The 21,269-nt window shown below is 31.7% G+C and carries 15 protein-coding genes; 11 read left to right on the top strand and 4 right to left on the bottom strand.

What is annotated here, in order from left to right:
- The first annotated feature begins 38 nt into the window (after window positions 1-38).
- The 9 genes from CLOCEL_RS13345 (at window position 39) to CLOCEL_RS13310 (ending at window position 14,865) form a co-directional block, all read left to right on the top strand.
- The gene (locus tag CLOCEL_RS13345; protein ID WP_010074488.1) at window positions 39-1,223 is read left to right on the top strand and encodes a hypothetical protein; all 1,185 of its coding nucleotides are present in this window, start codon (window positions 39-41) and stop codon (window positions 1,221-1,223) included.
- An 11-nt stretch (window positions 1,224-1,234) separates the two neighbouring features.
- Entirely contained in the window at window positions 1,235-1,936 is a 702-nt protein-coding gene (locus CLOCEL_RS13340) for an OmpA/MotB family protein (protein WP_010074487.1), read from the top strand.
- 37 nt (window positions 1,937-1,973) lie between these two features.
- Window positions 1,974-2,609, top strand: a complete 636-nt coding sequence (gene ppaX, locus CLOCEL_RS13335; RefSeq protein ID WP_010074486.1) for a pyrophosphatase PpaX — start codon at window positions 1,974-1,976, stop codon at window positions 2,607-2,609.
- A gap of 97 nt (window positions 2,610-2,706) precedes the next feature.
- Complete coding sequence (locus CLOCEL_RS23265) at window positions 2,707-2,862, top strand: hypothetical protein (protein WP_010074485.1); 156 nt, start codon at window positions 2,707-2,709, stop codon at window positions 2,860-2,862.
- 229 nt (window positions 2,863-3,091) lie between these two features.
- Window positions 3,092-3,745 (top strand): pentapeptide repeat-containing protein, encoded by a 654-nt coding sequence (locus tag CLOCEL_RS13330; protein ID WP_010074484.1) that lies wholly within the window; start codon window positions 3,092-3,094, stop codon window positions 3,743-3,745.
- 117 nt (window positions 3,746-3,862) lie between these two features.
- Window positions 3,863-5,578 (top strand): methyl-accepting chemotaxis protein, encoded by a 1,716-nt coding sequence (locus CLOCEL_RS13325; RefSeq protein ID WP_010074483.1) that lies wholly within the window; start codon window positions 3,863-3,865, stop codon window positions 5,576-5,578.
- A 457-nt stretch (window positions 5,579-6,035) separates the two neighbouring features.
- Window positions 6,036-10,475 carry a glutamate synthase large subunit gene (gltB, locus tag CLOCEL_RS13320; RefSeq protein WP_013291784.1) on the top strand — a complete coding sequence of 1,480 codons (4,440 nt, stop codon included), beginning with the start codon at window positions 6,036-6,038 and terminating at the stop codon, window positions 10,473-10,475.
- A gap of 1 nt (window position 10,476) precedes the next feature.
- Window positions 10,477-11,955 (top strand): glutamate synthase subunit beta, encoded by a 1,479-nt coding sequence (locus CLOCEL_RS13315; RefSeq protein ID WP_010074480.1) that lies wholly within the window; start codon window positions 10,477-10,479, stop codon window positions 11,953-11,955.
- A gap of 189 nt (window positions 11,956-12,144) precedes the next feature.
- Window positions 12,145-14,865, top strand: coding sequence for an N-acetylmuramoyl-L-alanine amidase (locus tag CLOCEL_RS13310; RefSeq protein ID WP_013291783.1), 2,721 nt, complete (start codon window positions 12,145-12,147; stop codon window positions 14,863-14,865).
- Between the two features lie 131 nt (window positions 14,866-14,996).
- Here the strand turns inward: CLOCEL_RS13310 and CLOCEL_RS13305 are convergent, their stop codons facing one another.
- Together CLOCEL_RS13305 and CLOCEL_RS13300 are read right to left on the bottom strand one after the other, a co-directional pair.
- Entirely contained in the window at window positions 14,997-15,524 is a 528-nt protein-coding gene (locus CLOCEL_RS13305) for a hypothetical protein (protein ID WP_010074477.1), read from the bottom strand.
- A gap of 5 nt (window positions 15,525-15,529) precedes the next feature.
- On the bottom strand, window positions 15,530-16,096 hold the full coding sequence (locus tag CLOCEL_RS13300) for a restriction endonuclease (RefSeq protein WP_010074476.1): 567 nt from the start codon (window positions 16,094-16,096) through the stop codon (window positions 15,530-15,532).
- A 307-nt stretch (window positions 16,097-16,403) separates the two neighbouring features.
- Between CLOCEL_RS13300 and CLOCEL_RS13295 the strand changes: the two genes are divergently transcribed.
- Window positions 16,404-16,796 (top strand): RDD family protein, encoded by a 393-nt coding sequence (locus CLOCEL_RS13295; protein ID WP_010074475.1) that lies wholly within the window; start codon window positions 16,404-16,406, stop codon window positions 16,794-16,796.
- 234 nt (window positions 16,797-17,030) lie between these two features.
- On the opposite strand, the gene CLOCEL_RS13290 is transcribed toward CLOCEL_RS13295, so the two are convergent.
- Window positions 17,031-17,825 carry a ZIP family metal transporter gene (locus CLOCEL_RS13290; protein ID WP_010074474.1) on the bottom strand — a complete coding sequence of 265 codons (795 nt, stop codon included), beginning with the start codon at window positions 17,823-17,825 and terminating at the stop codon, window positions 17,031-17,033.
- Window positions 17,826-18,354: 529 nt separating this feature from the next.
- Window positions 18,355-19,137, bottom strand: a complete 783-nt coding sequence (locus CLOCEL_RS13285; protein ID WP_010074473.1) for an AAC(3) family N-acetyltransferase — start codon at window positions 19,135-19,137, stop codon at window positions 18,355-18,357.
- Window positions 19,138-19,677: 540 nt separating this feature from the next.
- Between CLOCEL_RS13285 and rlmD the strand changes: the two genes are divergently transcribed.
- Entirely contained in the window at window positions 19,678-21,045 is a 1,368-nt protein-coding gene (gene rlmD, locus CLOCEL_RS13280; protein ID WP_010074472.1) for a 23S rRNA (uracil(1939)-C(5))-methyltransferase RlmD, read from the top strand.
- Window positions 21,046-21,269 lie beyond the last annotated feature (224 nt).

Here is a 21,269-nt window from a genome sequence, read left to right as displayed (position 1 = left end):
AGTAATAGATTTAACTATGAATATAGAGGAGGGATTTTATGTTTTTTTCACAGGGCTTATCCGGTATATTTATCTGCTCAGTTATTGTGATATTGATGGTCTTAAATATAATGTATGCTTTAAAGATTAAGGAGTTTTACAAAGAGTTAATAACTGATTTGAAAAATAAAAGAGAAAATAGTGCAAATAAGTTTTCATCAAAACTTCTCGAGTCTACATATAACTCTTTTAAAGGTGCTGTTTCAAAAGGTGTAACAAATGTTAATACTCAAGTTATAATACAAGAAAATATCCCAAGACAATATATAACTGTGGAAAGGCTTCTAGAATATGTACAATCCTTAGTAATAATCCTTGGTCTTTTTGGGACATTTATTGGACTTGCATTAGCAATAGGTAGTATTAAGGATGTTTTATTGCAGCTTCAAGGTGTTGATGCTTCAATAGGAGAGTTCTTGTCAAAGCTATCAACCCCACTTTCTTCTATGGCTACAGCTTTTTATACAAGTATTTTTGGTATAGCTAGCTCTATTGTCATAAAAATAGTTGGCATTTATACTTATAAAGAAGTTAAAGAACAATATTTAGACGAAATGGAAAGTTACTTAGATAATGTTGTGATGGCAGAACATTCTATTGATTATGTAAGAGTACTTGTTAGCCTAGTAAAGAATCTTGAAAGAAATTCAAAGAATCTCTGTGATGGAATTAAAAATGCTTTTGAAAAAAGTTTTGAGGGTTTTGCAGAAAAAGCAATACCACTAGCAGTTGAACTAACTAAATCTGCTCAGGCTATTGAAAAGACAAGTAAGGTGCAAGAGGGTGTAATTACTAACTTTAATAATGCCATAAATAGTTTGAATAGGCCGATTTTAAGTTTTAAAAATAGTGTAGATAAGTTTGAAGGATATTATGAAGGGGTTAGCACAGAAATAGCAGCCTTAGATAAGGTAGTCAATAATTTAGCACTTCAATTTAAGGTTAATTCTGATGCTCTTAAGGATAATAAGGACGCAATAGTAGAAGTAAACAAAGAATTATCACAAATGTTTAGAAGTAATATAGAGGCTATAGAAGAGCAAAAACTCTTTATAGAGAAGATGGCTAAAAATATGGATAAGTCTTATAAGCAGTTTGAACTAACTATTGGAAGTACTAGAGCAGAATCGGAGTTTGCAACTACAAAGGATAAAATCAATGGTTTCTTTAACAAGAAAAGATAGGGAGGCTAATTATGAAATTTAGATCTCGGAGATTTTTATCTACTAGTCATGAAGAAAATTTTTGGCCTTCCTTTGTAGATGTTATGACAACCGTTGCAATAGTATTTTTTTTTATGATGCTTATTTTTACTTATTCTGTGTATGGAAAATATAGGAATGTACAAGTAACTTATGATAAATTAGATGATATTGCGAAGCAAAGGGCTGAACTATATGAAAGACTCGAGAATGATTTAAAGCCCAAGCTTGGCGATGACATAATTTTTGATAAAGAAAATGGGAGATTGGAAATAAAAACAGAAGTGCTGTTTCAAGTAGATAAATATGAACTTACTGGTGAAGGAGTTAAGATAGCTAAAGAAGTTTCAGAAGCGTTTTATACCCTTTTTAGTAATCCAGTATATAGAGATAAGATTAAGTATGTAGAGGTAAAAGGACATACAGATAATACATTTTTAGCTGATTATAATAGATTTTTATCAACAAATAGAGCTGCTAGTTTTGTTAATGCTATGGTTCCTAATGGCTCAAAATATGAAGAGTATGCAGCTTATTTTAAGTCCTCTGGTATGTCTAAGTTTGAGCCTAAAGTAGGCTCTGTTGATGGGCAATCAATGGTAGAACAAGATCAGAATAGAAGAATAGAGATAAATATTGAATTAAATGATAAGGATATAGAAGAAGCTATAAAAACTTTACTAGGAGAAGGATAACATATATACTATGGGTAGATAAGAAAGGGGTGTACTTATGATTAAGGCAATATTATTCGATTTAGATGGGACAATCTTAGATACAAATGATCTGATTTTAAATAGTTTTAAACATTCTTTTAAGACTCACTTAGACCTAGAGTTGCCAAGAGAAGAAATAGTAAAATTTTTTGGAGAGCCATTGCAATATTCTTTAGCAAAATATGGTGAGGATAAGTTAGAGAATTTAATTTCTACATATAGAAGCTATAATGAAGAAAATCATGATAGTAATGTTACTTTATTTAAAGGTGTTAAAGAAGGACTTAAGGTTTTAAAAGATAAGAACTTTAAGCTTGCAATTGTAACTTCAAAAAGAGAGAGTATGACTAGACGAGGCCTTGATCTTTTCGGATTAACAGAGTGTTTCGATGTTATAATCACTCCAGAAGCTACTAAAGAACATAAACCAAATGGGGAGCCAGTTTTAAAAGCTTGTGAAGTTTTAGGAATAAAACCAGAGGAAGCTATAATGGTAGGAGATTCTCATAATGATATTTTATGTGGAAAAAATGCCGGTGCTAAAACTGGACTTGTAAAATATACTGCTCTTGATCAATCAGAACTACTAAAGTTGTATCCTGATTATTTAGTTGACAGTATAGAAGAATTTGCTTTCGTAAATGATAAATAATTTTACAAGAATATAATTGAAACTTATATATTCTTAGAATTAAAATCTTATTTTAGCGAAAACTAAGGCTATAGAAATTTAAGGAGGTTTTAATTCTATGAAAAAGAAACAGCAGAATAATATAAAAAATAAGTGCGATACAAATAATCAATGGACTGGGGTAGATAAGGAATCTTGTGATTTTACCGGTAAGAAAAATAAAACAGATGTAGATAATCAATGGACATCTACAATCAAAAATAGTCATGAATAGCTAATATAGAGAAGAGTCTAATCGATATATGGTTTTAAGAAAAAGGTATAGTCTTTAAAAAGGACTATATCTTTTTTATTTATTAATATAACAATTAATGATATTGATGGATTTATATTTAAAAAGGCTATATCTTTGTTTATGAGGAAAAAATAGTTGTATACTTCAGTATAAATGGTTAAAATAAGGTTAGCATTTTCATCAATATATATTTGGAGGAGATGGAAAGATGACGAATAATAAAAATAGTATAAAGATTGGTTCACCTAAAATACCAAAGAAACTTGCAGAAGTTAATAATATCAAAGATTTATTAGAAGATGAATATAAGGTTAGTGAAGCTATTGTAGAAGATAGTAGTGTTGAAGAAGTTTCTTTAAAAGATATTGTTTTTGATGCTGTTATATTTAAAAATGTAGTGTTTGAAAATGTTGATTTTAGAAGAATAGACATTACGGATGTAATTTTTGAAAACTGCGACTTGTCCAATAATGATTTCAGTGGGGCAGTATTACATAGAGTAAGTTTTAAAAATTGTAAGCTTGTAGGTTCTAATCTTAGTGAGGGAACCTTTAGAAATGTTTCTTTTAATGATAGCAATTGTCAGTATATTTCTTTTAGTTTTTCGGATTTGAAAGAGGTAATATTTGATAATTGCAATCTAAAAGGCTCAGAATTAGGAAGCTGCAAATTTTCCAAGGTATATATCGAAGATTGCTATCTTGTAGAAGCTAATTTGTCTCAAACAAAGCTTAAGGGTATAGATCTAACCAGTTGCGATATATCGAAAATCATTGTAGGAATAGAAGATTTATTAGGCTTAATTGTTACTCCAATGCAAGCTTTATCGTTGACATCGTTGCTTGGAATAGTAATAAAGTAACTTGTTATACGCAAGTAAACGATGGTAAGGTTCTAAAAAAGCCGAAAATTGTTAAGAAGTTCGTAAAAAAAACGATATATCTATTGCAAGAATATTTCTTACATTTGGAGGCAAAAGATGAATTGGTTTAAAAATTTAAAGATAAGAACGAAATTTTTTATATGTTTTGCAGCTATGGTCATCCTTATTTTTATTTCTTCATCATTCTCTTATTTTAGTTCTAAAACTATCCAAGAAAATTTAGTTGGTCTATATGATGAAGAAATTGCAGGTATTTTATATAAATCTGATATAGAAAAGAATTTACTTTTGATAAATACGATCAATAGTGGCTTAATTGATGAAAGTAAAAAATCACAAAGTGAAACATTAAAAAGAGCAGTAGACATTTATATTGAAGAAAATGATGAAAGTTTGGAAAAACTAAAAGAGACTCTTGAGGATTCAGAAGAAGTGGAAAATTTCGGAAATTTTAAGAAGCAAATAGAAGAAATTAATGAGAAAACTATGATACTGAGTCAGTTCGTTGAAAAAGGTGATTACAAAGGTGCAAAAGAACATAATGCAGCTTTAGAAATGACTATGCAAAAGCTTTTTTTAGCTATAGATAACGACATTCTTGACGATAAGGAAGAAGCAGAAGAATATTATCAAGATTCTAACGAGGTATACAGATTTACAAGCACTGTAAGTGCTATAATCTTAACTATTGCAGTTGTTGTAGCATCAATTCTTGGATATATTGTAGCAAGAATAATTGGGAGACAAGTAAGAGGTATTTCTAAATTTGCACAAGCTTTAGGAAAAGGTGATTTAACTTACAGTTTCGAAGCTACTACAAAGGACGAGCTTGGTATAGCAGCTTCTGAATTAAGTAAGGCAGCGGAAAATATGAAGGAACTAATACAAAAAGTAATTGCAAGTGCATCAAGTATAAGCATTGGTAGTGAAAAATTATCTGAAATTTCAGAGACCACATCTATTCAGATTACAAATGTGAGTCAAGCTACTCACCAAATAACGTTAGGGATAGATGAATTAAGTTCAAATATTCAAAATGTAAATTTCTCTGTAAATGAATTATCTTCTGAGTCTGAACTTTTAGCAAAACAATCTAATGAAGGTAAATTAATTGCTAAAGACATAAAAGTACGTGCTGCAGAAATAAACACTAGGGGAATTAATTCAGCTAATGAAGCAAAAGAATTATATAGACAAAAACACGTTAGCATCAGTAATGCGCTTAAAGATGCAGAAGTAATTAAAGAGATAAAATTAATTACAGACAGTATAAAAAGTATAACCGAACAGACGAACCTACTTTCTTTGAATGCATCTATAGAAGCAGCTAGGGCTGGGGAAGCTGGTAAAGGTTTTGCGGTTGTAGCAGATGAAGTGAGGAAACTTGCTGAACAATCTTCAATAGCTGTTGATAATATTAAAACGGTTATAGACAGTGTTCAATATGCTTTTGACAATTTAGCAGATAATACTAGAGATATGTTAGACTTCATCGAGAATAAGGTAAATCCAGATTATGATGTACTTTTAGATATATCAGAGAACTATGAAAAAGATGCAAATTATATTAATGATGATTATGAAGCTACAGCTAATACTTCTGACAGCATCAATGTAACTTTATCTAATATTAGTTCTTCAGTTGGTAGTGTTACAGCTGTAGCTGAGGAAACTACAGCAAGTTCTCAAGAAATAAGTAGTACGATAAGAGAAACCTCAAAAGCCATAGAAATTATTGCGAAATCTGCTCATGAACAAGCACAACTAGCAGAAGGGTTGAATAAGCAAATTCATCAATTTAAAATCGAGTAATAAACTTTTTGAGGGGAAATTTCAAAATACAAGAAAAAGAACTATGAAGTGATAAAAAATTATAAGGTGTAGAGAAAGTTTTGTAAAATAATTTTCTCTACACTCTTTCATTTGTAGAACAATAGAATTAAAATAAGAAAGAGACATATATTTATTGAAAAAATTTTAAAAATATTCGGATATATTAGAAATATACTTAAGAAAAATAGGAAATAATTCATTTGTAGGAAAACTACAAAAAATCGTACAATATGAAAAAGATTACACAACAAAGAAGATATAAAATTTGTGAATATTTACTAAAAACAAAAATATATCGAGTTTTATTAAAAAAAATATATTTTTCGCGAATATTTGCAATTAATTTCATTAAAATATTGATAATTTTTAATGAAAATGATATTATTAATTCACCATAATTATTTGTTTCGAATAATTAACAAAGGGGGCAATTGAAATGAAGTATACACAAGAAGCTCAAGGAATGTATGATCCTAGGTTTGAAAAAGATGCTTGTGGAATTGGAGCGATAGCGCATATAAAAGGTATAAAATCCCATAATGTTGTAGAAAATTCACTTTCTATGTTAGCAAAAATGGAGCATAGAGGTGGAGCTGGTGCTGATGAAAAAGTTGGAGATGGTGCTGGTTTACTAATCCAAATACCACATAAATTATTTAAAAAAGTTTGTGAGTTTTCTCTTCCAGAAGCTACAGAATATGCAGTAGCTATGTGCTTCTTCCCTAAGGAGTCAGATAAAAGAGAAGTTGAAAAGAAAAACTTTGTGTCAATGTTAGAAGAAAAAGGTCTAAAAGTGATAGGTTGTAGACAAGTACCTATTGATGCTTCAGATATTGGTGAAGCAGCTAAAGTAGTTATGCCATATATGGAACAAATATTTATTGAAAAGCCAAAGACAATAGAAAGTCAGCTGGAATTTGAAAAGCTATTATATAGAGCAAGAAGAAAGTTTGAAAAAGCATCAGAAGATTCTTATATCGTAAGTCTTTCTTCAAAGACAATAGTTTATAAGGGTATGCTTAGTGCAACTCAAATGGAAACTTTTTATTTAGATTTACTTGATGAGGATTGCGAAAGTGCCATAGCTATGGTACATTCAAGATTTAGTACAAATACATTCCCAAGCTGGGAAAAGGCTCATCCAAACAGATACATGATTCACAATGGAGAAATTAACACAATAAGAGGAAATGTTAACTGGGTTAAAGCAAGAGAAGCTGCTTTAAAATCTGAAGTTTTTGGAGAACAATTACAAGAAATACTTCCTGTAGTTGGAAAACAAGATTCAGACTCTGCTATGCTTGATAATACAGTAGAATTTCTATATATGAATGGAAGAACACTTCCACAAATAATGATGATGCTTGTTCCAGAACCATGGAGCAAGAATACGCAAATGCCTAAAAATAAGAGGGACTTCTACGAATATTATTCAACAATGATGGAACCATGGGATGGACCAGCAGCATTAGCCTTTACTGATGGAGAAATTTTAGGCGCAACTTTAGATAGAAACGGATTAAGACCATCAAGATTTTATGTTACAAATGATGATTTTATGATTTTATCCTCTGAAGTTGGTGTTCTTGATATAGATGAAGCAACTGTTGTTAAAAAAGGTAGATTAACTCCTGGTAGAATGCTTCTAGTAGATACAAAACAAGGTACAATAATCGATGATACAAAATTAAAGGAAACATATTCTAATATGCATCCATATGGAGATTGGGTATCGGAAAACTTAATAAAGCTTGATAATGTAGACGCAACTGTTGATACTGAAGTTAAATTATCAGTTGAAGAAAGAACTAGACTTCAAAAAGCTTTTGGCTTCACTTTCGAAGATGTAATGAGTACCATAAAGCCTATGTGTGATAGTGGACAAGAACCTTTATCAGCAATGGGTATAGATTCTCCACTTGCAGTTTTAAGTGAAAAACCACAACCATTATTTAACTACTTTAAGCAAATGTTTGCCCAAGTTACAAATCCACCAATAGATGCTATAAGAGAAGAAATAGTTACTTCAGTAAGAACTTATCTTGGAGCTGAAGGTAATCTTTTATCAGATGTTGAAGCTAACTGTAGAAGAATTAAGCTTTCTTCGCCAATAGTTATAAAAGAGGAAATGGATAAAATTCTTTCTTTAGAAGAGGCTGGATTTAAATCAGAAGTTATTTCTATAGTTTTTGATAAGACTTCAGAAACATTAGAAGAAGCTCTTGAAAGAGTGTTTGAAAAGGCAGAAGCTGCTTTAAAAGATGGAAAGAGCCTACTGGTTCTATCAGATAGAGTTACTAATGAAAAATTAGTTCCTATTCCATCACTTTTAGCTGTTGCAGCTGTTCATCATCACTTTATAAGATTAGGAAATAGAACAGAAATAAGTATTGTTCTTGAGTCTGGAGAGCCAAGAGAAGTTCATCATTTTGCAACTTTAATAGGCTATGGAGTTAATGCTATTTATCCATATTTAGCTTATGAAAGCATAAAAGGTCTTTGTGAAGATGGACTTATAACGCTTGATTATGCTAAGGCAGTATATAACTATAGAAAAGCAAGTGTTAAAGGAATAGTAAAAGTTCTATCAAAGATGGGTATTTCAACAATCCAATCTTACAATGGAGCACAGATATTCCAAGCTATAGGTATAGCATCAGAGACTATTAATAAATACTTCACAGGAACTTCTTCACCAATCAACGGTATCGGTATTAAAGAAATCGAAAAAGAAGCTGTTCTAAGACACATTCAAGGTTTTGATAAGAGAAATCCTGATTTAACTTTAGAATCAGATGGTGAATATAGATACAGAAGCAATAAAGAAGAGCATTTATATAATCCTCTTACAATTCATAAATTACAAAATTCTTGTAGAAATGGAAGTTATGAAGAGTTCAAAGAGTTCTCAAGCTTAATAAATAAAGAAGACAGATTGATGAGTTTAAGAAACTTATTAGACTTTGACTTCGTAGAAAATCCAATTCCACTTGATGAAGTTGAATCAGTTGAAAGCATAGTAAAGAGATTTAAAACTGGAGCTATGTCATTTGGTTCAATCAGCAGAGAAGCGCATCAATGTTTAGCTATTGCTATGAACAAAATTGGTGCAAAATCAAACACTGGTGAAGGTGGAGAAGAAAGAGATAGATTTAGTGATTCAAGAAGATCTGCTATTAAGCAAGTTGCTTCAGGTAGATTTGGTGTTACGTCAGAATATCTTGTAAATTCAGATGAAATCCAAATCAAAATTGCACAAGGAGCTAAACCAGGTGAAGGTGGTCAATTGCCTGCTAATAAAGTATACCCATGGGTTGCTAAAGCTAGAAATTCAACACCTTTTGTTGGTCTAATATCACCACCACCACACCATGATATATATTCAATCGAAGACTTAGCTCAACTTATTTATGACCTTAAGAATGCTAATCCAGATGCTAAGATCAATGTTAAGTTAGTTTCTGAAGCAGGGGTTGGAACTATCGCTGCTGGTGTTGCTAAAGGCGGAGCTGAAGTTATATTAATAAGTGGATATGATGGTGGTACAGGAGCATCTCCTAAGAACTCAATTAAGCATGCTGGACTTCCTTGGGAACTAGGGCTTGCAGAAACTCATCAAACCCTTGTATTAAATGGATTAAGAAATAGATTAAAGATAGAAACAGACGGTAAGCTTTTAACAGGAAGAGATATAGCTATAGCAGCTATGCTTGGAGCTGAGGAGTTTGGATTTGCAACTGGTCCTCTAGTTGTAATGGGTTGCGTAATGATGAGAGTATGTAACTTAGATACATGTCCAGTTGGTATAGCAACTCAAAATGAAGAGTTAAGAAAGAGATTTACTGGAGATCCAGAACATGTAGTTAACTACATGATGTTTATGGCTAGAGAGTTAAGAGAATATATGGCTAAATTAGGCTTCAGAACTGTTGAGGAAATGGTTGGAAGAACTGATAAGCTTAAGAAGAAGAATCTTGATGGATGGAAAACAAAGAATATAGATCTTTCAAAGATCCTTCATAAGCCAGAATCATCTCTTCATATGGAAGATACTACTGTAAATCCTTTAAGAGGAAAAATAGATGAAACTATAGATGCTAAGACTATAATTCCTGCTTGTGAAAAAGCTATTGAGAACAAGGAAAAGGTTACAATTACAGTAAATACAATTAATACAGATAGAACTCTTGGAACTCTTCTTGGAAGCAAAATTTCTAAGAAATACGGAGAAGAAGGACTTCCAGAAGATACAATCACCATCAATGTCAATGGTACTGGCGGACAAAGCTTTGGAGCATTTGTACCAAGGGGTGTTACTTTAAGCTTAGTAGGAGACTCAAACGACTATGTTGGTAAGGGGCTATCAGGCGGTAAGATAATAATAAGAGAAGGAGAAAAATCTACTCTTAACCCAAGAGAAAATATCATAATCGGTAACGTAGCATTATACGGAGCAACTGCTGGTAAGGTATTTATAAAGGGTATTGCAGGAGAAAGATTTGCTGTTAGAAACTCAGGAGTTGAAGCGGTAGTTGAAGGTGTTGGCGACCACGGTTGTGAATACATGACAGGCGGAAAAGTCGTGGTTTTAGGAACTATCGGAAGAAACTTTGGTGCTGGTATGTCAGGTGGTATCGCGTACATTCTTGACGAAGAAAATAGCTTTAAGGAAAAAATCAACGAAGAAATGGTTTTTATCGAGACTGTTGAAGCTGAAGATGAAGCTGGATTATTAGGGCTTATAAAAGAACACTATGAAAATACTAATTCTGAAATTGCAAAGGCTATATCTCTAAACTTTGATAGCTATAAAGGTAAGTTTATAAAGATCATGCCAAAAGAATACAAAAAAGCTTTGAAAGAGAGGGGAATATAGAATGGGAAAAGCAACAGGATTTCTAGAATACAAACGTATTACAGGTACTAAGTTAAAACCAAGTATAAGAATAAAAAATTATAAAGAATTTACAACTCCTCTTTCAAAAGAAGATCAACAAATCCAAGCAAGTAGATGTATGGATTGCGGGGTTCCATTCTGCCAATATGGGGGAATGATGGCAAACGCTGCTTCAGGATGTCCGGTAAATAATCTTATTCCTGAGTGGAATGATTTAATATACAAAGGTATGTGGAAAACAGCTGTAGACAGATTGCTTAAGACAAATAATTTTCCAGAATTCACAGGCAGGGTTTGCCCTGCCCCTTGTGAAGGCGCATGTACAGATGGACTTCATGGAGAGCCAGTAACTATTAAAGAAAATGAATTATCTATAATAGAAAATGCTTTTGCTGAAGGATATATAAAACCAAACCCACCAAAAGAAAGAACTGGAAAAAGGGTTGCCGTTATAGGCGCAGGTCCTGCAGGTCTTGCTTGTGGAGATATGTTAAACAGAAAAGGTCACGATGTTACAATTATTGAAAGAGCTGATAGACCAGGCGGATTATTAATGTATGGAATTCCAAACATGAAGCTTGATAAGCAAATCGTAGCAAGAAGAGTTGAATTTTTAGAAGCTGAGGGTGTTAAATTCTCATTAAATCATGATATAACTAAAACTGAAGATATAGATAAATTCATGTCTGAATATGATGCTGTAGTTTTAGCTTGTGGTGCTACAAAACCAAGAGATTTAATTGTTGAAGGAAGAGATCTTAAAGGTATTCATTTTGCAGTGGATTTCCTAAAAGCTACAACTAAAAGCTTATTAGATAGTGAACTTGCTGATAATAACTATATATCTGCAAAGGATCTTAATGTAGTAGTTATCGGTGGTGGTGATACAGGAACAGACTGTATTGCAACGTCATTAAGACATGGAGCTAAATCATTGGTTCAACTGGAAATAATGGGTAAGGCACCAGAGAAAAGAGCTGAAAACAATCCTTGGCCTCAATATCCAAAAGTTTTAAAAACTGACTATGGCCAAGATGAATTCATCGATGCTTATGGAAAAGATCCAAGAGAGTATTGTACATCTGTTAAGAAGTTTATTGGTGATGAAAATGGCAACGTAAAAGAAGCTCTTATTGTTAAAGTAGAGTGGGTAAAAAATGAAAACGGAGCTGTAATTCCAAAGGAAATCCCAGGAAGTGAACAAGTCATTAAAGCTGATTTAGTTCTTCTTGCTATGGGCTTTGTTGGGGCAGAAGAAAGCCTTATTGAAAAGTTCAATGTAGAAAAGGATAACCGTGGAAATGTAAAAGCTGAATATATGGATTTTGCAACTAGCGTTCCAAAAGTTTATAGCTGTGGTGACGTTAGAAGAGGCCAAAGCCTTGTTGTTTGGGCTATTAAAGAAGGCCGCGAATGTGCAGAAAAAGTAGATTTAGATATTATGGGAGCCATGATTTAATCATGGCCCTTTTCCTATTGTCTAAAAGAAATTTGTCGATATAAAGAAAAATGTAAAAGTATGATAAAAGTTGTATTAAAATTTTTATTCCAATAAAATTTTAATTTAATTTTAAATTTCATGGTGAATTATAAATAAAATTATGCTATAATCTGTTTTGTAGGGGTAAGCACATAGAAAGGAGGAACTTTGAAAACAAACAAAAAATACAAAGTATTATTGTTTTGTGTATTAATGGTACTATTCACCTTTGGTTATACCTTTAAGACAAGTGCACTAGTTTCACTTCCTGGGAGAATCTGCATAGATATACCCCAAAGTGGGCAAACTGTTAATTCTCAAGGAATAACTATTGCTGGTTGGGCATTAAATTCCTCAGGGGTAAAAGAAGTAGATATATTTGTTGATGGAATTTATGTAGCAAAGACAGCTACAAACATTTTAAGACCAGATGTTAATAAAGCATTTCCTGGATATCCTAATGGAGATAAATCAGGATACAGTTACACAATTGGTTTTGATGTCCTACAGTTAGGGAATAGAAATGTAACAGTAAGAGCTGTCGGCAATGATGGAACTGTTACAGATCAATCTGTTAAAGTGAATTATTCTGGAAAAAGTATTAAAACTACTGTAGATGAGCCTGTTCAGGATAGTACTTTAAATGGAGATGTTATTGTTAGGGGATGGGCTATAAGCTCAAGTGGCATAAAGGTAGTTAATATCCTTGTAGATGACAAGAAAATTGGACAAGCAATTATTGGGCAACCAAGACCAGATGTTAATGCAGTTTTTCCACAATATACTGGATCAGAGAAAAGTGGTTTTTCATATACCATTAAAAATACTAGTATAGTTGCAGGAAATAGAAAAATAACTGTTGAAGCTGTAAGTAACGATGGTTTAATTGACAGAAAAAACGTTTCAGTAATTTCAAAAAATACTGGATTTAAATATAGTATTGATACACCAACAGGAGACGCAAGAATATCAAAATCGGATGTTCAGTTAACTGGGTGGGCGCTACAAAATGCTGGTGTTAAGCAAATAAATGTTCTAATCGATGGAAAACAGATTGGACAAACAACTACAAATATAATTAGACCAGATGTAGATGCGGCATTCCCGGGTTATAGTAACGGAGCTGTTTCAGGATTTTCCTATAATATTGATAGTAATTACTTAAATGAAGGTAATGTCAACCTTACTCTTTTAGTAACAGATTCTATTGGAAATACTGATGTTATAAGCAAAGTTCTTAATGTTAAGGAATCAAGAATATGTATTGATACGCCAAAAAACGGGACAAGTTATGATAAGAGAAATGTCACAATAGCAGGATGGAGTCTCCATAATGCTGGTGTGAAGGAAGTTAAAGTAATTATCGATAATAAAACCTATAATGCTAAAATTGGACAAACGAGAACTGATGTAAATAATGTATATCCTGGATATATAGATGGTGCTAAATCAGGTTTTACTTTTACTATAGATAGTAATTTACTTCAAAACGGAAGAAAAGATATTATAGTTAAAAGTGTAAGCAAGGATGGAACTGTCATACAGGCGTCTGTTCCAATTCTAGTTACTAATACTGTTATTAGTAAAGGGCAACTATTTATCGATGATCCTATAAATAATTTAACTTCTAATGACTCAGATGTAACTGTAAGAGGTTGGGCAATCCATACTTATGGAATAGATAAAATAGAAGTTTTAGTAAATGATAGAGTTGTTGCAACAACAACAACATCAGTTGCTAGACCAGATGTAGCAGCGGCCTTTAAGGAATATTCAGAACTAGTAAACATTGATAATAGTGGATATAGCCTTAAGTTATCAAAAAATTTGATATCAGAAGGAAGCAACGATATAGTTGTGAGAGCTGTAGCATATAATGGAGCAATCGTCAGTGCATCAAAAAAAATAACAATGATAAAGCCAGTAGCAAGATTAGCAATTGACAGTCCAACTAATAATAGCAACGTTTTAGGACAAAATATTTTAGTTGGTGGTTGGGCGTTGAATTCCTCAGGAATTCAAAAAGTAGAGGTATACCTAAATGGAGCATTATTAGGAAACGCAACTCTTGGTATTAGTAGACCAGATGTAAATGCGGTATATCCAGGTTACCCAGCAGGTAATAGCAGTGGATATCAAATGACTATCCCTTCCACTTCTTTAGCACGAGGAAGCAATATTATCGAAGTAAAGGCATACGGTAATGATTGGGATTGTGTGGTGAATACAGTAAGAGTATATAATGGATTCTCGAAGACTATAGTACTTGATCCAGGTCACAATTATGGTGGTGACTATGGAGCAGCGTATACTCTAAATGGTATATATTATTCTGAAACACAATTAAACATGGACTTTTCTGTAAAACTTAAAGCTATCCTTGAAGCGAAAGGATACAAAGTTATTCTTACAAGAGAAGCCAGTGAGAGATCAACCCTTTCATTATATGATAGTTTGAAGGCTAGAGTAAATGCAGCTAATAGCATAAATGCTGATTTATTTATAAGTCTTCACCATAATGCTAGTATAGCTTCGTCAGCTTCCGGTGTTGACGTATTCTACAGTTCATGGAGACCGAATATTGATACTTCTGGACTTGTAGACATTGGAGATGATACTTTTGATACAACACCTTCATTGCCAGCAAAAAATAGTAAAGTTATAGCTCAAAAAATTGTTGATGCTATGGCAGCTACAGGCTATTTAAATAGAGGAATAACAGATAGTAACTTATATGTAACAAGAAATACAAATATGACTTCTGTATTAGTAGAGTTAGGATTTATTTCTAATCCTGCTGAAGCAGCAAAATGTGCAAACCCTCTAGAACAAAACAAAAAAGCAGTAGCTATAGCAAACGCTGTAGATGCTTTCTTAAAAACAAATTAAGAGATAAATGAGCCATATTGATGTTTGGCTCATTTATTTTTATTTATGGGTATATAGATGTAAGAAATCATTAGACTCTTATTTACTTTTAACGTATAAAACTATTCTAATTAGTATAAATATCAAAAATATTAGGAGGAAAAGTCTTCTAGAAGACTCAATTCTTTTTTTCTTATAGTAGAGAGGAGTGTAACGAGTTTTTCTCCATCAATTATTTGAAAGTTAAGATTTAAAGGAATGGTATTTATATAATCACTTATTTGTTCTGATAAATTGTCACTGGTAATTAATATAAGGTTTTTGTTATTTAGAACAAGTGAAGAACTTATAAGTTTTGCTATTATATTAACACTAAGTATTTGATTTAGAAATACAATATAGTTTATATCATCTTTTATAGCTGTAAGGTAGGAACCTAAAATATATTTATCATCAATGAAGGTTATTTTCTCATAATTAAGGGATAGAAGTACACTTTTTCCCCAATCTACAAATTCTTCATCTTTAAGTGATTTAATATCTTCTAAAGATATAATGCCATTCTTGAGGTTGAATTCTTCTTGGAGTTTTTCTTTATATAGTTTATAGATTTCATAAAATTTTGTTATAAGAACTAGCACAAATAGTACTACTATTGATATAAATATCAAATTAAGCATTTTTCTTAGACCTTTATCCTATAGTCTAAGCAGTTAGACAATAGCCTTTCTTTATCTTCAATAATAATGGAGAGGTTTTTATTATAATTATCTAGTAATTCTTTTGTTTTAGGATCTATTGAATAAGGAGTTAATAGAATACCACAAGAAATTTTATCTTTGACCATTTCGCATATAAGTTCGTGAACAAGATCTATTGAAAAAGATTTTTCTGTTTCTTCTATATTGAAATTTTTGCACTTTACATAATATTTTATGCCAGATTTTATACAGCATAAGTCAATTAAAGGATTATCATCAAGAAGAAGTATATTTTTATAACCTAAAGCAGAAAGATATTTTTCACACCAGAGAATAAAATTATTCCTATCTAAAGTAGCTAACCTGGATTCATATAATGAAGAGGCTCCATATAAAAGTAATATTTGCCGTGTTGTTCTAACTTTTGAAATATCATCATTAAGGCAATTGATATATTTATCTAGCTTTTTATTTAAAAAACTAAGTAAAAATATGATGAAACCACCAAACAATATTTCTAATAATAATTTTTTTGCGAAATAAAAAATCAAAGGTTACACCCCCTTTATATAATAATTGTTGACATATAAATAATTAATATACATATAAAGGAACGGATATTATTAGAAAAGTATTATTTAGAAAAATTAAGAGTTTGTAAATAAGTTACGATTCTGAAATCCAGTATTATAATATTAAGAAGATAATTTACAAAATTTGAAAAGATACATAATTATATATAGAAAATTAGCCTAAAAGTTCAACATTTAGGCTAATTTCTTGTTTTTAGGCTATTTACTTGTTACAAGATATAAGGCATAATTATATTGTAAGTAGAAATGGAGGTGTTTTTGTTATATGTTAGAACAAAATAATGAAAAAGAAGAAATTATATCAGAGGCTGAAAACGTAGAAGTTGAAGAAACTAAAGTAGTTGAAGAAACAGAAGCAATTGAAGATGTTAAAGCTGAGTCACCAAAGGTTGAAGAAGTTAAAAAGGTAGATTCTTTTAAGTCAAGATCATTTATAAGTGCTTTAGGTGTTTCTGTAATCGATACGATAATAACTACTGCTATTGCAATGTTAATATTCCTTGTATCTAAACCTGTTTTAAAAGGGCTTGGATATAAAATAGTTGCAAATAAAGAATACGGTGTAGTTGCTATTTTACTTGTTGTTTCAGCACTTTGCTACTATACAATATGCAGATGTGTTAAAAACGGCAAGACTTTAGGAGAAGCTATTCTATAGTTTTAGATTTTTTAACTGGAATCTTAATGTAGTTATAAAGTTTTAAGTAGCATTGTGGAAATTTTCATTATAGGTAACCTACATATAGTGATAAAGTTTCGATAAACCTAAATTTTTATACTATATAATTATATTGGTACGTACATAAAAATAAAAAAACCCAAGATATCTAGGGTTTTTTTATTTTTATGCAAAATTCATATTGATAATTAAACTTTAAGCTTTTTAATTTATTTATCCAAGAGCGATATCTAAGAAAGTCATTATCATAAAACCTAGCATTGCTCCAAAGGTGGCAGAATGACCATATAGATGCGAGTCAGTTTGTGACTCAGGAATTAATTCTTCAACTACTACATAAATCATAGCACCAGCAGCAAAAGCTAAAGCATAAGGTAAAAGTGGTGATATCCAAAGAGCCAAAGCAGCTCCGAAAACAGCTGCTAAAGGTTCTACAATACCAGAAGCTTGACCGTACATAAAAGCTTTATATCTAGACATACCATCACGCCTTAAAGGGATGGATACAGCAGCACCTTCAGGAAAGTTTTGTAATCCAATACCAAGAGCTAAAACAGCAGCACTTGCTATAGAAAGATTTTGATATGTTGCATTACCAAATGCTACACCGAAGGATAAGCCTTCAGGAATATTATGCATTGTTATAGCAACAACTAAAAGTATACTACGTTTTAAGCTACTTGGAGGACCTTCAGGTTTGTCTTCAAGTCTGTGAATATGTGGAACTATTTTATCAGTTAAATACAGAAAGGCACCGCCTAGTCCAAAACCTAACACAACCGGAAACCAAGGAAAACGATAATGGTTGCTAAGTTCTAGAGCTGGTAATAGTAAAGACCAAAAGGAAGCCGCAATCATAATACCACTGGCAATACCAAGCATCAAATTTAAAGTTTTAGGTTTTATCTCTTTAAAGAAAAAAACCATTGCTGAGCCTAAAGCAGTCATTGCCCAGGTGAATAATCCACCTAAAAGAGCAAGCTGTATAGCGCTTAAGTTTTCAAACATATTATCATCTCCTTCAAGATAATTTCTTTTCAAAAAACAGAATTAAGTGTATTTATATAAGTTCCCATTAAAAAGCTACATTGATTTCATAAATAGTATAAGGATTTAATGTAGAAACAGTATTGGAACTTATATATATTATATGTTAATAATTTAATATCATCAAGTTAGTTGATAATAAATATCAGTTAACCCAACTTATATAATGAACTCATAGAAAATTCATTATACTTTTTCTATAAGTAAATACGCAAAACCTATATCTTAAGGCAAGTAGATCTAGTTCTGCGTAAAAGTATCTCCCATTAAAGTAAAATCCCCCAAATTTTTAGTTTGAGGGAGGCTGAAATACACTTTAATATTTACTTTAAAGCCTTTGATATAAAGCTATTTACACTCTAGTTTTGCAATTGTTTCCACATGGCTCGAGAGGACAGAATGAATGTCATTTGAACTTGTCCGTTCTCGGAAACATATCAATAAACCTCATAAATTATTATTTTAGAATAGATTTTATGTGAAGGTTTAGCTATAGCCACCATTCTTTTGGAATTTCATCTAATTCCATCAGGCAATTGATCTGATGAGATAACACCTTTTTTGTAACTTCGAAAATACCATTTGCATCACATAAAATGCAAACAGCATCTCCAAACTTAACTTGCTTTGCTACATTATTATCATAGAATGCCTGCTCCAATTTAGTATATGCCTCTGATATATGAGCCGTAGTTTTATTGTAATGGCGATATACATGGCTTTCTTTTAAGCTTCCATCTGGCATTACAATTTTAAATAGTACAGGTTTTTCTGTAAAACGATTTGGTACCTGTAAAATCTCTTCCACACAATGAATAAATGTGTTACGAATATGGTTTACTCCTAATAAAAGGATTTTAGCATTTCTTTCTCTTAAACGGTCATAGCATCCACCGACTGCGCAAGGCGTTGCTACATCTTCTTCCCCTTTTACATATTCTATACTATCGTTACCATAGGCAGCTACACTATGTGTTGGATGCAACGAACGAATAACGCCCTCTTTTTTCATAAATAAATTGGTTAATATCCCAACGCAAGATGGCTCTTTACTTGGGTCATACTCATTATGAGACTCAGACATACTCTTCCAAGTATGTGTAGGAATAATTAATAAACCGTTCACTAAATATTCCATGAATGAATCAAGTACTGTATTGGCACCACCTAAAACTTCACCAATTGATTTCATGGATGAATGAATAAACACGGTATCTGTAGAATCTATACCCATTTCTTTTATCATATTTTTTAAATCTTGCTTCGTATACATAACTAGTCCTCATCTTCTTAGCATTTTTTTGTTCGGCCTGAATTTATCTATTTACAAGTTTATTTAAATAGAAATTCTATTCAATAAATGATGTCTTTCTGTGAAAACAATAAGCATATTCACTTATAGAAATATTCTATGATCGTTCATAATCTTATAAATTTTTTATACTTTCAACAGTTGTTTTTGAGCATTTTGGATTTTACTTTGATTGTATACTACAGTTAAACAATTTTCAATTAATTATATTTCATTTCTACTCATACACTCAACATGTGGCGTATGAGACAACATGTCCTTAAGATTTTTCTTTGAAATAAACAGAATATCCAAACTATTGTTTATTTGTAACTAAGGTTATATAGCACTACTATATTGCTGAAGCATCATTAGAAATCCACCACCGCAAGACAAAATCAGAAAAAAGGCGTTTTATGGTTTACATTTATACCAACATATAAGATAATATTATAGATTATTAAACATCAAAAAACTATTAAATCATAGATTTGTAATTATTCAACGATAAGGGAGATACTTATGGGAAGAAAAAAGAAACCATTTGAAATAGAGATAACAGATACAGCTTTTCCAGGCTATGGAGTAGGACTTAAAAATGAAGAAGAAGTTTACATAAAGAATGCATTGCCAGGACAAAAGTTACTTGTTATAGAGAATAGAAGAAAAAAAGGACACATGGAAGCAAGGATATTAGAAACCCTCGAGGATGCTAATTACAAAGTACAAGCACCATGTCCACATTTTTATCAAGGTTGTGGAGGCTGTACACATCAATATCTTGACTATGAAAAGCAACTAGAATTCAAGAAGAATCAAGTGCTAAAGTTATTTGAGAAAAAGAATATAACGGGCTTTGAATTTGAAGGAATAGAAGGAAGCCCAGAGATGTTTCATTACAGAAACAAAATGGAATTTACCTTTGGAGACATGGAAAAGGGTGGAGAAATAACTTTAGGACTTCATGCAAGAGGAATGAGTTTTGGAATTTTGACAGTTGATCAATGTTACCTTGTAGAAGAAGATTATAGAACGATCCTAAAGGAAACTTTGGAATATGTAAAAGAAAAAGGTTTTCCTAAATATAGAGTCATGAGCAGAGAAGGTTTTATGAGAAATCTTATCATAAGACAAGGGAAAAACACTAGAGAACTTATGATAAATGTAGTAACAACTTCCCAGCTAAATGAAGATTTTATAGAACTTAAGGAAAGACTTTTAAAGCTTCCATTAGAAAACAAAATCAAAGGAATTCTTCATACTATAAATGATAGTTTTTCTGATGCTGTGAAAATAGACGAGTTGAAAGTTTTATATGGACAGGATTATATAACAGAAAATCTTTTAGGTTTAAACTTTAAAATATCGCCTTTATCATTTTTCCAAACTAATTCAAAGGGAGCAGAAAAACTTTATTCAATAGTTAAAGAATATATTGGCGAAAGTGATGATAAGGTTGTTTTTGATCTTTATTGTGGTACTGGAACTATTGGCCAAATCGTCGCTCCAAAGGCCAAAAAGGTTATCGGTCTTGAACTTATAGAAGAAGCTGTTAAGGCAGCAGAGATAAATGCTGAGCTTAATGGTCTTACAAACTGCAAATTTATCGCAGGTGATGTTGCAGAAACTATTAAAACAATAAAAGAAAAGCCTGATACTATTATTCTAGATCCTCCAAGAGCTGGTGTAAGTAGTGCTGCTATGAAATATGTTATAGACTTTGATGCTAAGAATATTGTCTATGTTTCTTGTAATCCTGAGTCTTTGGTGGTTAACTTGAAGGAACTTGAGGCTGCTGGTTATAGGGTTGATAAGGTAAGGGTTAAGGATATGTTCCCTCATACGCCCCACGTGGAGACGGTAGTAAGGCTACAAAGGAAACACAGTTAGAAGTATTGAGAATACTGGGGTTGTAGTTTGGGATAAAATGTATATGTTTCGGAAGACAGGGTGAGGAAACAGAAAGATTTTACTTCCCTCGTCTCTACCATGAAAACCTCGAAAAGATATTGACTAAGTAGTTGATATCTTTTTTGTTAGAAAAATAAATTTAAGTTTCTAATATTATGGTAATAGATTTTGTATTACTATTGAGTTTAAAATTACATATTATA

Origin of the sequence: Clostridium cellulovorans 743B (genome assembly GCF_000145275.1) — a bacterium.
Lineage (GTDB): Bacteria > Bacillota > Clostridia > Clostridiales > Clostridiaceae > Clostridium_K > Clostridium_K cellulovorans.
The sequence above is the reverse complement of the archived record's forward strand: the minus strand, read 5'-3'. Positions and strand labels throughout refer to the sequence as shown.

What these genes read in the sequence shown, in the direction of transcription:
- rlmD (WP_010074472.1), top strand. Translation starts at nt 19,678, where the DNA reads ATGGGAAGAAAAAAGAAACCATTTGAAATAGAGATAACAGATACAGCT.
- CLOCEL_RS13315 (WP_010074480.1), top strand. Translation starts at nt 10,477, where the DNA reads ATGGGAAAAGCAACAGGATTTCTAGAATACAAACGTATTACAGGTACT.
- CLOCEL_RS13330 (WP_010074484.1), top strand. Translation starts at nt 3,092, where the DNA reads ATGACGAATAATAAAAATAGTATAAAGATTGGTTCACCTAAAATACCA.
- CLOCEL_RS13305 (WP_010074477.1), bottom strand. Translation starts at nt 15,524, where the DNA reads ATGCTTAATTTGATATTTATATCAATAGTAGTACTATTTGTGCTAGTT.
- CLOCEL_RS13345 (WP_010074488.1), top strand. Translation starts at nt 39, where the DNA reads ATGTTTTTTTCACAGGGCTTATCCGGTATATTTATCTGCTCAGTTATT.
- CLOCEL_RS13325 (WP_010074483.1), top strand. Translation starts at nt 3,863, where the DNA reads ATGAATTGGTTTAAAAATTTAAAGATAAGAACGAAATTTTTTATATGT.
- gltB (WP_013291784.1), top strand. Translation starts at nt 6,036, where the DNA reads ATGAAGTATACACAAGAAGCTCAAGGAATGTATGATCCTAGGTTTGAA.
- CLOCEL_RS13340 (WP_010074487.1), top strand. Translation starts at nt 1,235, where the DNA reads ATGAAATTTAGATCTCGGAGATTTTTATCTACTAGTCATGAAGAAAAT.
- CLOCEL_RS13285 (WP_010074473.1), bottom strand. Translation starts at nt 19,137, where the DNA reads ATGTATACGAAGCAAGATTTAAAAAATATGATAAAAGAAATGGGTATA.
- CLOCEL_RS23265 (WP_010074485.1), top strand. Translation starts at nt 2,707, where the DNA reads ATGAAAAAGAAACAGCAGAATAATATAAAAAATAAGTGCGATACAAAT.
- CLOCEL_RS13295 (WP_010074475.1), top strand. Translation starts at nt 16,404, where the DNA reads ATGTTAGAACAAAATAATGAAAAAGAAGAAATTATATCAGAGGCTGAA.
- ppaX (WP_010074486.1), top strand. Translation starts at nt 1,974, where the DNA reads ATGATTAAGGCAATATTATTCGATTTAGATGGGACAATCTTAGATACA.
- CLOCEL_RS13290 (WP_010074474.1), bottom strand. Translation starts at nt 17,825, where the DNA reads ATGTTTGAAAACTTAAGCGCTATACAGCTTGCTCTTTTAGGTGGATTA.